Genomic DNA, 14072 nt, shown 5'->3' with positions numbered 1-14072 from the left:
AAGCGAAGGCCTGTGTCAAAAAGCACCTGCCGAAGCTTACTGGGTACCCATGCAAGACCAATAGCCGCTCGAATACCTCCTCGTAGTTGTGGCGCCTAGCGTGAATTCGCTTCGCCGGTTTTCAACTCCGCGTACCGCCTCTTGTATTCCTCATAGCGCGCGCGCATCGTGTCCATCTCCTGCTGCTTTAGCGCGGTTAGACTTTCCTGGTGCCGTTTCTCAGCCTTCGCGCGCGCGATTTGTTCGCTGAGAGCCGCGGGGGCGGCTTTGTTGCTGGCGGTAAGCGCGGCAGCCTGTTTGTTCATTTCGTCTAGCTTGACCTGAGTAAGCTCGGAATTGAGCTTGATGGTTTGCATCGCCGCTTCGGCCTGGCGCATATCGCGGTCGAGTTTCAGGTCGATCTCGCTTTCGCTGGTGTAAGTGTTGAGTAGCGCCAGGTCCATGCGGCGTTGCTCGAACTTTTTCTGTTCTTCGATTTTTTGTTTCGCGATGTCGTCGTCGCGCTGCCTGACCTGTTCGTCGGTCAACGCCGGCGTGTTTTTGCGGATGACGATGCCGCGTTTGTTCAGTTCGACGTTGCCTTCGTTCTTGTACTGAACGGGTATGCTGTCGCCATAATGTGTGATGCCTTTTTCATCGACCCATTTGAACGTGCGCGCCGCTGCCGGCGGCGCAGGAAGCGTCAGCAGCAGGGTCGAGATCAGGATCAAAAATCTTGTTTGCATGCCTGTGATGAGGACGTGTTGGCGCCAAACTGTTCGCGATATCGCGCTACTCGTAGCAAGACGTGAGCCATTGCCGGCTCATCCCGCAGGTGGCTGACGAGATCATCGAGCGTCGCGATCGCTATCACCGGTAAATCGTAAACCTGCTCGATCTCGTCCTGCGCAGACAGCGAGCCGGCGCCGCGCTCCATGCGGTCGAGCGCGATCGCAAGCCCGCAGGGAACGGCGCCTTGCGCGCGAATCAGTTCGATCGATTCGCGAACGGACGTACCGGCCGAAATCACATCATCGATAATCAGCACGCGGCCGTTCAGCGGCGCGCCTATGGTTTGCCCGCCCTCGCCGTGATCCTTGGCTTCCTTTCGGTTGAAACAAAAAGGCAGATTCTGACCATTTTCGGCCATCGCCAGCGCGAGGGAAACGGCCAGCGGAATGCCCTTGTAAGCTGGCCCGAACAACATGTCGAAGGCGATCCCGGCAGTGGCAATCGCTTTCGCGTAAAATTGCGCGAGCTCGCGCAAGGCTCGTCCATCATCGAACAATCCTGCGTTGAAAAAGTAGGGCGATACACGCCCGGCTTTGGTCGTGAATTCGCCAAACCGCAATGCGCCGCGGCCTACGGCAAACCGGATAAATTCTTTGCTGAATTCGGACATTGTCGTCGGTAAATCCTGTGGGTGGTCGAAAGCGAGGCTATGTTACGTATCATAACTTTGAACCTCAACGGCATCCGCTCCGCCTCGCGCAAGGGCGCGTTTACGTGGCTGGCAGCGCAGAACACAGACATCTTTTGCGTGCAGGAACTGAAAGCCCGGGCCGGCGATATGACAGCGGAAATGCTGGCGCCCGCGGATCTGAACGGTTACTTTCATTACGCGGAAAAAAAAGGTTATAGCGGGGTTGGCATCTATGCGCGCAAACAACCCGACAAAATCGTGATCGGGCTCGGCATCGGCGATATCGATGCTGAAGGACGTTATCTGCAGGCGGATTTCGGCAGGCTCAGCGTAATCTCGGTTTACCTGCCGTCGGGCTCGAGTTCGCCGGAACGTCAACTCGTGAAATTCGCCTTCATGGAACGCTTCATGCCTCACCTGCGCGAGTTGTTCGCAAGCGGACGCGAAATTATTTTATGCGGTGACTGGAATATCGCGCACCAGGAGATCGATTTGAAGAACTGGCGCGGCAACCGCAAGAACTCGGGGTTTCTGCCGGAAGAGCGTGCGTGGTTGTCTCTGGTGTTCGACGAATGCGGCTTCTCGGATGTATTTCGTGCCATGAATCAGGAGCCCGATCAGTATACGTGGTGGTCGAATCGCGGCCAGGCGTGGGCAAAAAATGTCGGTTGGCGTATCGATTACCAGATTGCCACTCCCGCCATTGCGCAACGCGCGCGAGCGGTTGCGATTTACAAGGAACAGCGGTTTTCAGATCATGCGCCGCTGACGATCGACTATGACCTCGAAATCTGACATGGGGTTTTTGCTTTTGTCGGCATCAACGCAGCAAGAGACTTCGAATGGTTCGGTTGCCGACTCGAGGCGGCGGTGAAACTGAAGCGTGGTGAAACCCTCAACGAGGGCCCCTTGTTATTCCCCGCTTAGGCGGGAAAACGACGCCGCGCCAGCGGAGAGCTTCGAGCAACGGCCATCCTGCGGCCTCCTTAAGCGTGCCCTCGAAAAGTTGAATCGAAGACACTGGGTCCCCGTTTGCGCGGGGACGACAGCTCAAAATCATCTGATGCAATCCACAGGAAGATCAGGCAATCATGACAACTGCAGTAACGCAGGCGAGCGGCTGGGGCAGATATCTCGCTGTTTTCAGCAACCCGCGCATGGCCGCGGCCCTGGTGCTTGGCTTCGCGTCCGGGCTCCCGCTGGCGCTGTCGACGGGAACGCTGCAGGCTTGGCTGACGATCGATGGCATCAATGTAAAAACAATCGGCTGGCTGACGCTGGTCGGTATCCCGTATACCTACAAATTTCTGTGGGCGCCGCTGTTCGACCGCTATCCGCCGCCTTTCTTCGATCGACGCCGCGGCTGGCTCGTTATTATGCAATTGGCATTGGCGGTGGTTTTGTTCGCGATGGCTGCACATCCGCCCAGCGAATCGATCGCCATGCTGGCTGCTCTGGCGGTAACGCTCGCGGTATTTTCGGCGTCGCAGGACATCGTGTTCGATGCCTATCGCACCGAGCTTTTGCATGGCGTCGAGCGCGACGCCGGCAGCGCGAGTTCGCAATTGGGATATCGCTTGGCCATGATTGTTTCAGGCGGAGTCGCGCTGATTCTCGCCGATCGCTACCTCGGCTTTCCCGGCGTTTATACGCTGATGGGCGCGATTATGCTGGTCGCCGCCGGCGCAACCGCGCTGTCGCCGCAGGTAACCGATCTGCCGCGCGCGCCGACTTCGCTGCGCGCGGCCATCGCCGAACCGTTTCGAGAATTTTTCACGCGCCGCGCCGCGCTGTGGTTGCTGGCGCTCACCGTGCTTTACAAAATCGGCGACGCTTTCGCGGTCAGCCTGTCGACGACCTTTCTGCTGCGCGGTATGGGTTTTTCGCTGACCGACGTCGGCACCGTCAATAAAGTGTTTGGCCTGATTGCGACGATCGCCGGGCTGCTGCTGGGCGGTCTGTTGATGGTGAAGCTGAAACTGTTTCGCGCGCTGCTGCTGTTCGGTTTGCTGCAGGCGGCGACCAATCTGCTTTATCTGTGGCTGGCGCTGGCCGGGAAATCCTATGGGCTGCTGGTCGCGGCGGTCGGGCTCGACAATCTGTGCGGCGGCATGGGCTCGGTGGCTTTCGTGTCGTTACTGATGGCGCTATGCGACCGCCGCTTCACTGCGACGCAATACGCGCTCTTGTCGGCGCTGGCCGCCGTCGGCCGCGTGTATGTAGGGCCGGCATCCGGCTATCTTGTCGAATCGCTCGGCTGGCCGCCATTCTTCATGCTGTCGTTCGTGTTTGCGCTACCCGGTGTACTGCTGCTGCTGCCGCTGCGCCGCGTCATCGAAAGCTACGGGGACGAGCGCGCGTTGCCGGCGTGAAGGGGCCAGTTGCCCAGTTAGTTGTTCGGAGCCGCCCCCTCGGCCGCCGCGATCATGAGTCGGCGAGCCTCCTGAATGCTCGTTTCAAATTGCCCTGAATCTTCGTCCTCGCCGACGAGAATTTCGGCATTGAGATGGCCGACATACCAGACGTCGTCGCTTAAATATTCCGATGTAGTGGGGGTTTGCATTTCAAGGCCCTCCGGGCCGGGGCAGCGTTATCATCCTTGTTCAGCTTTCGTTGCGGTGCCGCATTTTATTTCGTCGTGCTCCCTTGTAAACCCAGTATAAACCCGCTCAAGTTGCATTGATATGTCGCCGGCTGCTTTCGCGCTCGACGCGATAGACGGCCAGCGTGCCGCGCAGATTGGGCAGAACATCAATGATGTCATTGTCATGCATGACCACGCGTTCCAATATGCGCATGCCATAATCACGGCAGAATGTTTCGAAATCGGCGATCGTGCACAAATGAATGTTCGGCGTATCGAACCACTGATAGGGCAACGAGCCTGAAACCGGCATGCGCCCTTTGAACAATTCGAGGCGATGCTTCCAGTAGCCGAAATTCGGAAACGTCACGATCGCTTCGCGGCCTACGCGCAGCATTTCTTTCATGATGCGCTCGGAGTGCCGCATCGCCTGCAGGGTTTGCGACAGAATCACGTAATCGAACGAGTCCGATTCGAAGCCGGACAGCCCGGTCTCCAGATCGTTCTGCAGCACGTTCACTCCGTTCTTTGTGCAAGCCAGAATGTTGTCGTCGGAAATCTCTACACCGTAACCGCGCGTTTGCCGGGTCTCGTTCAGGTAACGCAGCAGCGAGCCGTCGCCGCACCCTAAATCGAGCACTTTGGCGCCGGACTTGACCCAGCCGGCTATCGCCGCGAAATCGGGGCGCGACGCGGAAATCGCGAAAACGCCGTCTTCGCTCGTCATCCTTCGTAGTTCATGTCAGATGTCGATATTGTTCATATAGGCGCGTACGAGTTCATGGTAATGCGCGTCTTCCATCAGAAACGAATCGTGGCCATGGTTCGAAGTGATTTGCGCGAAGCTGACGTCGAGTTCGTTATCGAGCAGCGCCTTGACGATATCGCGCGAGCGGCCCGGCGAGAAGCGCCAGTCGGAGGTGAAAGCAAGCACCAGATACTTCGCCCTGGCGCCGCGGAAAGCAGCACTCAGGTTGCCGTTGTGGGCGCGCGCCGGATCGAAATAATCGAGCGCCTTTGTCATCAGCAAATACGTGTTGGCGTCGAAGCTCGCGGCGAACTTGTCGCCCTGATAACGCAGGTACGATTCGATTTCGAACTCGACGTCGTAGCCGAAACTGTAGGCGCCCGAGCGCAGGCCGCGCCCGAATTTTTCGGCCATCGAATCATCCGACAGATAAGTGATGTGGCCGAGCATGCGGGCAAGGCGCAAGCCGCGGCGCGGCACGGTATCCCGCGCGCAAAAGTCGCCGCCGTGAAAATCCGGATCGGTCAGGATCGCCTGCCGCGCGACATCGTTGAAAGCGATGTTTTGCGCCGTCAGCTTGGGCGCGGCTGCGATCGCGACGACATGCCGCACTTGTTCCGGGCGCGAAATCGACCATTGCAAAGCCTGCATGCCGCCGAGGCTGCCGCCGATGATCGCGGCGAATCGAGTGATGCCGAATCGCTGCGCCAGACGTGCTTGCGTCTCGACCCAGTCTTCGACCGTCACCAGCGGAAATCCGGCGCCGTAGGGTTTGCCGCTGACAGGATCGATGCTGGCGGGGCCGGTCGAGCCGTGGCAGCCGCCGAGATTATTCACGCCGATCACAAAGAATCGCCGTGTGTCGATCGGCTTGCCGGGGCCGATCATGTTATCCCACCAGCCACCGGATTTTTCCTTGCCCGCATGGTAGCCGGCAACATGATGATCGCCTGACAAGGCATGACAAATCAGCACGGCGTTCGAGCGCGCCGCGTTCAATTCGCCATAGGTCTCAAAGACGAGATCGTACTGCGCGATTTGAGCGCCGCTGGCCAGCACGATGGCGGAATCGAAATGGGCGGTCTGCGGGACGACGGCGCCGACCGACGAGGTTTCCTGCATTGGGGGTAGCGAGTGTTGGGCTGCCGGAATTATAGCCGAGGGTCGGCGAACGCTCCCGACGCCCGCGCGCCGATTACTTACGCGTTAAGTTTTTCGAGCAGCAGTCGCGTTTTAACGGGATCGGCGAGCTTCAGCATTTTTCTGGCCGAAGCCGTTACATCGTGCAGCGACGATTTCAGCACCTGTTGCTTGACCGTGAGCAGATGCGCCGGATGCATCGAAAAGCGGCGCAGACCGAAGCCGAGCAAGAGGCGCGTCAGCGAAACATCGCCAGCCATCTCGCCGCACACCGAGATGGGGATGTTGACCTTGTCCGCGGTCTTGATGATGTATGCGACCAGATTCAGCACCGCCGGATGCAGCGGATCGTACAGATGTGCGACCGCATCATCCGTGCGATCGATGGCGAGCGTGTACTGAATCAGATCGTTGGTGCCGATCGACAGAAAATCGAGCTTGCGCGCGAACATCTGGAGCGCCAAGGCTGCCGCCGGAATTTCTATCATGCCGCCGATTGCCATGCCTTTGTCATATGGCGTGCCCTGCTCATCGAGACTGCGTTTGGCTTGTTCGATCATCCGCAACGTCTGATCCAGTTCGCCGATCGACGACAGCATCGGCACCAGCAGGTTGATCTTGCCGTAATGCGACGCCGCCAGCAGCGCGCGCAACTGAGTTAAAAACATGCCCGGCTCCGCCAGGCAAAGGCGGATCGCGCGCAGACCCAGCGCCGGGTTGGTCGCGACGCGCTCGACACCGTTGATCTGCTTGTCGGCGCCGAGGTCGAGCGTGCGTATCGTGACCGGCATGCCTTCCATATCGACGGCGACTTTGCGATAAGCCTCGAACTGTTCGTCCTCGTTCGGCAAATCGTCGCGATTCAGAAACAGAAATTCGCTGCGGAACAGGCCGATGCCGGTGGCGCCGCTTTCCCGGACCTGCTCCATGTCTTCGGGCAGTTCGATATTGGCGTGCAACTCGATGTCGACGCCGTCGAGCGTGGCCGCGCGCGTCGTCCGCAGGCGTTTCAGCTTCTGCCGTTCGAGGTTCAGTTCGTGCTGGCGCAACTGGTATTCCGCCAGCACCCGCGTATCGGGGCTGACGATGACAACACCTTGCGTGCCGTCGACAATCAGCAACTCGTTTTCCTGGATCAACTGGCGCGCGTTGTGCAGCGCGACGATCGAGGGAATGTTCAGGCTGCGCGCAATGATCGCCGTGTGCGAAGTCGCGCCGCCGAGATCGGTGACGAAACTGGCGAAATGATATTGCTTGAACTGGATCACATCGGCCGGCGACAAATCGTGGGCGACCAGAATGCTGTTTTCTTCGCGCCCGACCGGGATCGGAATATAACCGGGCTGCCCGAGCAGCGCTTTCAGTACACGCTCGACGACCTGAATCACATCGGCTTTGCGCTCCTGCAGATAGCCGTCTTCGATCTGGTCGAATTGCTCGAGCAGCGCATCCATCTGCAGTTTCAGCGCCCATTCGGCGTTGCATTGCTGGTCTTCGATCAGGCGCCGCGGCGCTTTCGACAACGTCGCGTCGGCGAGGATCATCAGGTGCAGATCGAGGAACGCGTCGAATTCCGGGGGGGCGGCCGGCGGTATGTTCACGCGCAGCGCTTCGAGCTCGGACGCGGCGGCCTCGATCGCCGCATCGAAGCGCGCCGCTTCCTCGGCGACCTGATACCTAGGCACGACGTAGTGCGCGACTTCCAGCGTTGCGTGCGAGATCAGGTGGGCATAGCCGATCGCTATGCCGCCTGAAACGCCGATGCCGTGCATGGTGAAGCTCATCTTTCTCTCCGACGTGTCGCCTGGAGATGCGGTGGTGGTGGTTAGCGAACTGGTCACCGCTGCTGCATTCATGAGGTTACTCGCCTTCGCCGAAATAGCCACCGATCAAGGCAAGCAGCCCCTGCATGGCTTCCGCTTCGTCGCCTCCTTCCGTTTCGATTTCGATCGAAGCGCCCTTTGCCGCTGCCAGCATCATCACGCCCATGATGCTCTTGGCATTGACGCGGCGGCCGTTGCGCGACAGCCAGATCTCCGACTGATAGCGATTCGCAAGTTGCGTCAGCTTGGCGGAGGCGCGCGCGTGCAGACCAAGCTTGTTGCGGATCTCGGCTTCCTGCTTAAGCATGACACGGGTCTTTGTTGATATCGATCACGCCTTCGTGGCCGCCGCTGATCGCCCGCTGTACGACGTCAGCGAGCGGTTCGCCGCGATGGCACAACGCGCGCACCAGCATCGGCAGGCTCACGCCGGCAACGCCTTCGACCTTGCCGGGCACCAGCAAGCTCCCTGCGGCGTTGCATGGCGTCGCGCCATAAATGTCGGAAAGGATGAGAACGCCGTCGCCCTGATCGAGCTGCTTCAGCATCGCCTGCGCCGCTTGCATAACTCGCTGCGGATCGTCGCCGCGCTTTACGCCAACTTGCTGGAGATGAGGCTGCTCGGCGCCCATAACATGCGTTGCGCAGCGGATCAGCGACAAGCCGAGATCACCGTGCGCAATGATCAGAATGCCAACCATAAGGGTTCCATGGATTCGATGGATAAATTTTACTCCAGTGTGGTAAGTCCAACAGATGAGCGCGTGTGCCGTTCGTCTTGCACAGGCACGCACGCGAAAAAGGGCGCAGCGTGCGCCTACCTTGCTTTCCCTTTGTAAGAGGGGATTGCTCGTTATGCTCCTCGCTGCGCTCTACCCACTGCCCCCTTTTGTAAAAGGGGGGAAAGGCAGCAGCGTTTTTCGAGGGCGTCAAGCATGGCCACGGCTGCGCTGAATCCGGTTTGCGCGGCAATTTCGACCATACAGGTCGGGCTCGTCACATTGATTTCGGTCAGGTAGTCGCCGATGATGTCGAGGCCGACCAGGAGCAGCCCGCGTTCGCGCAAGCGCGGCCCCAGCGTTTCCGCGATTTGCCGATCGCGCGCCGACAGGGGTTGCGCAACACCGGTGCCGCCGGCCGCCAGATTGCCGCGCGTTTCGCCCGCTTGCGGGATGCGCGCGAGCGCGTAGGGAATCGGTTCGCCGTCGATCAGCAAGATACGCTTGTCGCCGTTCGCTATCGCGGGAATATAGCGCTGCCCCATCACGGTTCGCGCGCCGAACTTCGTCAGCGTTTCGATGATGACGTTGCTGTTCGGGTCGCCCTGCCTGACGCGAAAAATCGAACTGCCGCCCATGCCGTCGAGCGGTTTGAAAATGACATCGCCGTGTTCCTCGATAAAGCTGTGGAGCAATTCGGGAGCGCGCGAAACCAGTGTCGGCGCGATGAGCTCGGGAAACTCGGCGATCGCGAGCTTTTCGTTATGATCGCGCAGCGCACGCGGGCTGTTGAAAACCCGCGCACCGTTTTTTTCGGCCAGTTCGAGCAGGTACGTGCTGTACAGGTATTCGTTATCGAACGGCGGGTCCTTGCGCATCAGCACCGCGCTGAATTCGTGCAACGGTACGGCTTCGGCTTTGCCGGCCCGATACCAGGCGACGGTATCATTGGTCAGCGTCAGCCCACGTGCCCGGCCAACGACCTGGTTTTCGCTCCAGGCCAGATCGCTTTGCCGCATCGCATAGAGCGCGTGGCCGCGCTGCGCGGCTTCGCGCATCATCGCGACGCTCGAATCCTTGTAAGGTTTGAGTCTGTCGAGCGGATCGACGACGAACGCCAGCTTCATTGCACGGTCGCCGGCGTCTCGACGTTTTTCGGCGCGGTCGCTTCGAGCTCGATCGATGCGGCGAGCAGGGCCAGACGCGCAATGACGCCATAGGAATAAAAACGGTTCGGCGGGCATCCGGGCGCAGCGTCGGGATCAGGCGCTGTGCACGGGTTTTCGAACGCGAGCGGGACGAAATGCATGCCCGGCGCATTGAGGTTTTCGTCGATGCCGCGGCCGGTGTGCACGCGGTAAAAGCCGCCGACGACGAAGTGATCGATCATGTACACGACCGGTTCGGCAACCGCGTCGTTGATGTGCTCGAAGGTGTAGACGCCTTCCTGCACCAGCACTTCGGTGACTTCGAGGCCTTCCTTGACCACCGCCATTTTATTGCGCTGCTTGCGGTTCAGGCCGCGCACGTCTTCCGAGCTTTTTACCGTCATGATGCCCATGCCGTAGGTTCCGGCGTCGGCTTTGACGATCACGAAAGGCTCCTGATCGATACCGTATTCGCGGTACTTTTCGCCGATATCGCGCAGCATTTCGTCGACATAGCCGGCCAGGCAATCCTCCCCGCGCCGCTCCTGAAAATTGATCTGGCCGCAAGTGGAAAAATACGGGTTGATCAGCCACGGATCGATGCCGGCAAGTGCTGCGAATTCCTCGACGACGCGGTCGTAGGCGGCGAAATGCCGCGACTTGCGGCGCGTCGCCCAGCCCGCGTGCAGCGGCGGCAGCACGACCTGATTGAGCCCCTGCAAAATCGCGGGGATCCCGGACGATAAATCATTATTCAGCAGCACCACGCAAGGGTCGAAATCGTCGACCATCAGGCGGTCGCCGCGCCGCACCAGCGGCTCGAGCGTCAGTCCTTGGCCATTGCCGGTTTCGACTCTGGTCGGCGCGCCGATCTCGGGCAACAGGCTGCCGATGCGCACGTTCATGCCGGCCTGGCGCAAGATCGTCCGCAGGGTTGCCACGTTCTGCAGGTAGAAGGTATTGCGCGTGTGGTTTTCCGGAATCAGCAGCGCGCCGCGCGCGTGCGGGCAGATCTTTTCGACCGCATGCATGGCGGCTTGCACGCACAGCGGCAGAAAATCTTCATTCAGATTGTTGAAGCCGCCGGGAAACAGATTGGTATCGACCGGCGCCAGCTTGAAGCCGCTGTTGCGCAAATCGACCGACGCGTAAAACGGCGCTTTGTGATTCTGCCACTGGCCGCGCAGCCAGTGCTCGATCCTCGGCATCGCTTTGATAATCAGCGCCTCGAGTTCGGGCAGCGCGCCGTGCAGCGCGGTTTTCAGGTAAGGGACGGTCATGGCACTGGAGGGGGGCAAAGGCTATTGTAACGGAAGCCATAGAGCGGGTCAGCGGCGCCTGAAGCCCGGGGATGTCTTTACCGTTCTGGTGAGCCCTTCGGCTTCGCTCAGGATACGATGTCGAAACCATGATGGCTATGCAATCCTTTCGACGGGCTCATCCTTCGACGCGGCTCGGGACGAACGGTTCGGTGTGGATTACAAAACCGGGGCGCTGCCCGATGCGCGAAATAAAAAAGGGACGCAATCGCGTCCCTTTTTCTGGTCGAACCGCAGCTACAGGTTGTAAGCCGATTCGCCGTGCGCGGTGACATCCAGCCCTTCGCGTTCTTCATCCTCCGGCACGCGCAGCCCGACGACGATGTCGATGATTTTCAGCGCCACGAAGGCAACCACTGCCGACCACACTATCGCCGTGGTGATGGCCCACAACTGGCTGACGATCTGTGTAGCCATGTCGAAATCGCCGACCTTGTTGGCGACGTAATCGTAGACGCCGGTGCCGCCCAGAGATGGCGCTACGAACACGCCGGTCAGGAATGCGCCGACCATGCCGCCTATGCCGTGCACGCCGAAGACATCGAGCGAATCATCCGCGCCGAGCATGCGCTTCAGGCCCGTCACCCCCCACAGGCAGGCGACCCCGGCGACCAGGCCGATTACGAGCGCCCCCATCGGGCCGACAAACCCGCATGCAGGCGTGATCGCAACCAGCCCGGCGACTGCGCCCGAGGCCGCGCCGAGCATCGACGGCTTGCCTTTCAGCATCCATTCCGCGAACGACCAGGCGAGAGTGGCGGTCGCCGTTGCCAGCAGGGTATTGACGAAGGCAAGCGCCGCGACACCGTTGGCTTCAAGATTCGAGCCGACATTGAAGCCGAACCAGCCGACCCACAGCAGCGAGGCGCCTATCATGGTCATGGTCAGGTTGTGCGGCGCCATTTTTTCCTTGCCGTAGCCGATGCGCTTGCCCAGCACGTAGGCGGCGACGAGTCCGGCAACGCCGGCATTGATATGCACGACCGTGCCGCCGGCAAAATCGAGCGCGCCTTTCTGGAACAGGAAGCCGGCCGTCGCCACAGCCGCTTCGCCGGCTTTGGCGTCGAGGTAGGCGTCGGGACCGGCCCAGTACCAGACCATGTGCGCCATCGGCAAATACGCGAACGTGAACCACAGCACGACGAACAGCAATACGGCCGAAAACTTCATGCGCTCGGCAAACGCGCCGATGATCAGCGCAGGCGTGATCGCGGCAAACGTCAACTGGAAGGCGACATAAATCAGTTCCGGAACGACCACACCTTTACTGAACGTGGCGGCGACCGAATCCGGTGTGATGCCCTTCAGAAACGCCTTGCTCAAGCCGCCGAAGAACGCGTTGCCCTCGGAAAAAGCAATGCTGTAGCCGTACAAGCTCCATAACACGGCGATCAGGCAGAACACTATGAATACCTGCATCAGCACCGACAACGCGTTTTTCGATCGTACCAGGCCGCCATAGAACAATGCGAGGCCGGGGATGATCATCAGGATGACGAGCACCGTGGCGACGATCATCCACGACGTATCGCCTTTATTGGCGACTGGCGCGGCCGCAGGCGCGGCTGCCGCGTCGGCCGCGGGCGCCACTCCAGTTACCGCCGGACCGGCCGCGGGCGCATCGGGCGCCGCGGTCTGAGCGAACACCGGCAGCGCCGTTACAAACGCCATCCAGAAGGCGACCAGCAGTAAAATTTTTCTCATTTTGAATTCTCCCTATAGCGCTTCGGCGCCGGTCTCGCCGGTGCGGATGCGTACAACCTGTTCGAGATCGAAGACGAATACCTTGCCGTCGCCGATCTTGCCGGTGTTGGCCGATTTCTCGATCGCTTCGATGACCTGATCGAGCAATTCGGTTTTGATCGCTGCTTCGATCTTGACCTTGGGCAGGAAGTCGACGACGTATTCGGCGCCGCGATAGAGTTCGGTATGGCCTTTCTGCCGGCCGAAGCCCTTGACCTCGGTCACGGTGATGCCCTGCACGCCGATTTCCGACAGCGCCTCGCGCACTTCGTCGAGCTTGAATGGTTTGATGATTGCGGTAACGAGTTTCATGATTTTCCATCCCTGTCAGAACGTCCGCTTCAGCCAGACGGTGACGTGGCTATCGGCTATGTTTTTCGGGAATACGCCCACACAAGGCGCGCCGCCTGCCACACCAGTCTCGTCGAAGCGGCCATAGCCGCAGGCATTGGCGCCGCTGGTGTCGGTATACATGACGCCGACTTCGGTGCCCTTGAGCACATCGGTCGCCTTGCTGAGATCGTAGGCCAGACTGACCCGGTAGTCGGTGTAGGAAAGGAAATCGTCGTACTCGACCGTGGTTCCTGGAATCTCACCGTCGTATTCCTGACGGCCGAGGTGCAGGCCCAGAGTCAAGCCGGTTTCGGCGATCGGAACGGCAGCGGAGAGATCGAGATAGTAAGTGTTGTCGGCATCCGGGAAGCCGAAGGTGTCGCCGACGCTGTGCGAATATTTGAAGCTGACCCACTTCCAGCCGAGCGCTCCGTAAACTTCAAAGGTATCGGCATCGGGGCAGGTCTGGTTGCCGATCACGCAGCCGGACGTCACATCGCCCGGATAGAAGTAATAAAGCCCGCCGACGTCATAGGTGAAGTCGGATTCGCCGAACTTGCCCTTGTAGCCGCCGTAGAGATCGAGTTCGAGACTGCCCCCGCCCGAGTACTGGCCACCGACGACGCCGGTAGCGCTGGTGAAGTTTTCGCGCAGGAAGCTGATGTTGGAACCCCAGAAGCCGACATACACCCCGCTGCTATGCGCGTAGTCCATGCCGCCCTGGACGGCCGGGTCTTCGTTGGTCTGGGTGAGTCCGCGAAAAATGTATTGGCTAAAAAGACCGACGTTACCGGTCAGGGTATGCGGCGACACCGACTCTTCGGTGACCGCTTGGGCGGGTTCCTTGATGCCGGGGTCTTCGGCCGACAAAGCCAAGCCCGGCGCGGTGATGAGTGCAGCGATGAGTGTTGACCTTATCGGCCAGGATTTGCGGTTCGGCATGACAGACTCCCCTCGGTTGATTACTGCGCGCGAGCCCTTATGCACATCGTATGCCCAGAAAAAATAGCCGCGAGAACAATGGTTTGGAAATATCCACCGAAAGCACGCGGATCACGACGCACTGCAGTGGGGCGGCCTGCCAAGTCCGTGCACCAAAAAAGTGCTTGCGCG

Annotated in this window: 15 protein-coding genes; 2 read left to right on the top strand and 13 right to left on the bottom strand. The window is 59.9% G+C overall.

Features of this window, described 5'->3' with window-relative positions; all coding sequences use genetic code 11:
* Nucleotides 1-95 precede the first annotated feature (95 nt).
* Both H0V78_14935 and pyrE read right to left on the bottom strand, forming a co-directional pair.
* Nucleotides 96-725, bottom strand: a complete 630-nt coding sequence (locus H0V78_14935; protein MBA2353026.1) for a DUF4124 domain-containing protein — start codon at nucleotides 723-725, stop codon at nucleotides 96-98.
* Nucleotides 707-1381, bottom strand: a complete 675-nt coding sequence (gene pyrE, locus H0V78_14930; GenBank protein MBA2353025.1) for an orotate phosphoribosyltransferase — start codon at nucleotides 1379-1381, stop codon at nucleotides 707-709. Before pyrE ends, H0V78_14935 begins: the two co-directional genes overlap by 19 nt.
* A gap of 39 nt (nucleotides 1382-1420) precedes the next feature.
* Between pyrE and xth the strand changes: the two genes are divergently transcribed.
* Both xth and H0V78_14920 read left to right on the top strand, forming a co-directional pair.
* Nucleotides 1421-2197 carry an exodeoxyribonuclease III gene (gene xth / locus H0V78_14925; GenBank protein MBA2353024.1) on the top strand — a complete coding sequence of 259 codons (777 nt, stop codon included), beginning with the start codon at nucleotides 1421-1423 and terminating at the stop codon, nucleotides 2195-2197.
* A 296-nt stretch (nucleotides 2198-2493) separates the two neighbouring features.
* Nucleotides 2494-3774 carry an MFS transporter gene (locus tag H0V78_14920; protein MBA2353023.1) on the top strand — a complete coding sequence of 427 codons (1281 nt, stop codon included), beginning with the start codon at nucleotides 2494-2496 and terminating at the stop codon, nucleotides 3772-3774.
* 17 nt (nucleotides 3775-3791) lie between these two features.
* Here H0V78_14920 and H0V78_14915 read toward each other — a convergent pair whose 3' ends face one another.
* From H0V78_14915 to H0V78_14865, 11 genes are all read right to left on the bottom strand, one after another.
* A complete protein-coding gene (locus H0V78_14915) occupies nucleotides 3792-3965 on the bottom strand; it encodes a hypothetical protein (protein MBA2353022.1) in 174 nt (57 codons plus the stop codon).
* Between the two features lie 106 nt (nucleotides 3966-4071).
* A complete protein-coding gene (gene metW, locus H0V78_14910; GenBank protein ID MBA2353021.1) occupies nucleotides 4072-4713 on the bottom strand; it encodes a methionine biosynthesis protein MetW in 642 nt (213 codons plus the stop codon).
* Nucleotides 4714-4728: 15 nt separating this feature from the next.
* Nucleotides 4729-5856: a homoserine O-acetyltransferase gene (locus tag H0V78_14905; protein ID MBA2353020.1), complete on the bottom strand. Its 1128-nt coding sequence runs from the start codon at nucleotides 5854-5856 to the stop codon at nucleotides 4729-4731.
* Between the two features lie 77 nt (nucleotides 5857-5933).
* Complete coding sequence (gene ptsP, locus H0V78_14900; GenBank protein MBA2353019.1) at nucleotides 5934-7658, bottom strand: phosphoenolpyruvate--protein phosphotransferase; 1725 nt, start codon at nucleotides 7656-7658, stop codon at nucleotides 5934-5936.
* Between the two features lie 76 nt (nucleotides 7659-7734).
* Nucleotides 7735-8004, bottom strand: a complete 270-nt coding sequence (locus H0V78_14895) for an HPr family phosphocarrier protein (protein ID MBA2353018.1) — start codon at nucleotides 8002-8004, stop codon at nucleotides 7735-7737.
* Nucleotides 7997-8398, bottom strand: a complete 402-nt coding sequence (locus H0V78_14890) for a PTS fructose transporter subunit IIA (protein MBA2353017.1) — start codon at nucleotides 8396-8398, stop codon at nucleotides 7997-7999. The genes H0V78_14895 and H0V78_14890 overlap by 8 nt, the downstream gene beginning before the upstream one ends.
* 152 nt (nucleotides 8399-8550) lie before the next feature.
* Nucleotides 8551-9543, bottom strand: coding sequence for a glutathione synthase (gshB, locus tag H0V78_14885; GenBank protein MBA2353016.1), 993 nt, complete (start codon nucleotides 9541-9543; stop codon nucleotides 8551-8553).
* Nucleotides 9540-10844, bottom strand: a complete 1305-nt coding sequence (gene gshA, locus H0V78_14880; GenBank protein ID MBA2353015.1) for a glutamate--cysteine ligase — start codon at nucleotides 10842-10844, stop codon at nucleotides 9540-9542. The genes gshB and gshA overlap by 4 nt, the downstream gene beginning before the upstream one ends.
* A gap of 276 nt (nucleotides 10845-11120) precedes the next feature.
* Nucleotides 11121-12587 carry an ammonium transporter gene (gene amt / locus H0V78_14875; protein MBA2353014.1) on the bottom strand — a complete coding sequence of 489 codons (1467 nt, stop codon included), beginning with the start codon at nucleotides 12585-12587 and terminating at the stop codon, nucleotides 11121-11123.
* A gap of 12 nt (nucleotides 12588-12599) precedes the next feature.
* A complete protein-coding gene (gene glnK / locus H0V78_14870) occupies nucleotides 12600-12938 on the bottom strand; it encodes a P-II family nitrogen regulator (protein ID MBA2353013.1) in 339 nt (112 codons plus the stop codon).
* Between the two features lie 15 nt (nucleotides 12939-12953).
* Entirely contained in the window at nucleotides 12954-13901 is a 948-nt protein-coding gene (locus H0V78_14865; protein MBA2353012.1) for a hypothetical protein, read from the bottom strand.
* Between the last annotated feature and the right edge of the window lie 171 nt (nucleotides 13902-14072).

The sequence above is a fragment of the Burkholderiales bacterium genome, from assembly GCA_013695435.1.
Lineage (GTDB): Bacteria > Pseudomonadota > Gammaproteobacteria > Burkholderiales > JACMKV01 > JACMKV01.
The sequence above is the reverse complement of the archived record's forward strand: the minus strand, read 5'-3'. Positions and strand labels throughout refer to the sequence as shown.

What these genes read in the sequence shown, in the direction of transcription:
- H0V78_14890 (MBA2353017.1), bottom strand. Translation starts at nt 8,398, where the DNA reads ATGGTTGGCATTCTGATCATTGCGCACGGTGATCTCGGCTTGTCGCTG.
- pyrE (MBA2353025.1), bottom strand. Translation starts at nt 1,381, where the DNA reads ATGTCCGAATTCAGCAAAGAATTTATCCGGTTTGCCGTAGGCCGCGGC.
- xth (MBA2353024.1), top strand. Translation starts at nt 1,421, where the DNA reads ATGTTACGTATCATAACTTTGAACCTCAACGGCATCCGCTCCGCCTCG.
- H0V78_14895 (MBA2353018.1), bottom strand. Translation starts at nt 8,004, where the DNA reads ATGCTTAAGCAGGAAGCCGAGATCCGCAACAAGCTTGGTCTGCACGCG.
- H0V78_14920 (MBA2353023.1), top strand. Translation starts at nt 2,494, where the DNA reads ATGACAACTGCAGTAACGCAGGCGAGCGGCTGGGGCAGATATCTCGCT.
- metW (MBA2353021.1), bottom strand. Translation starts at nt 4,713, where the DNA reads ATGACGAGCGAAGACGGCGTTTTCGCGATTTCCGCGTCGCGCCCCGAT.
- ptsP (MBA2353019.1), bottom strand. Translation starts at nt 7,658, where the DNA reads ATGAGCTTCACCATGCACGGCATCGGCGTTTCAGGCGGCATAGCGATC.
- gshB (MBA2353016.1), bottom strand. Translation starts at nt 9,543, where the DNA reads ATGAAGCTGGCGTTCGTCGTCGATCCGCTCGACAGACTCAAACCTTAC.
- amt (MBA2353014.1), bottom strand. Translation starts at nt 12,587, where the DNA reads ATGAGAAAAATTTTACTGCTGGTCGCCTTCTGGATGGCGTTTGTAACG.
- gshA (MBA2353015.1), bottom strand. Translation starts at nt 10,844, where the DNA reads ATGACCGTCCCTTACCTGAAAACCGCGCTGCACGGCGCGCTGCCCGAA.
- glnK (MBA2353013.1), bottom strand. Translation starts at nt 12,938, where the DNA reads ATGAAACTCGTTACCGCAATCATCAAACCATTCAAGCTCGACGAAGTG.
- H0V78_14915 (MBA2353022.1), bottom strand. Translation starts at nt 3,965, where the DNA reads ATGCAAACCCCCACTACATCGGAATATTTAAGCGACGACGTCTGGTAT.
- H0V78_14905 (MBA2353020.1), bottom strand. Translation starts at nt 5,856, where the DNA reads ATGCAGGAAACCTCGTCGGTCGGCGCCGTCGTCCCGCAGACCGCCCAT.
- H0V78_14935 (MBA2353026.1), bottom strand. Translation starts at nt 725, where the DNA reads ATGCAAACAAGATTTTTGATCCTGATCTCGACCCTGCTGCTGACGCTT.
- H0V78_14865 (MBA2353012.1), bottom strand. Translation starts at nt 13,901, where the DNA reads ATGCCGAACCGCAAATCCTGGCCGATAAGGTCAACACTCATCGCTGCA.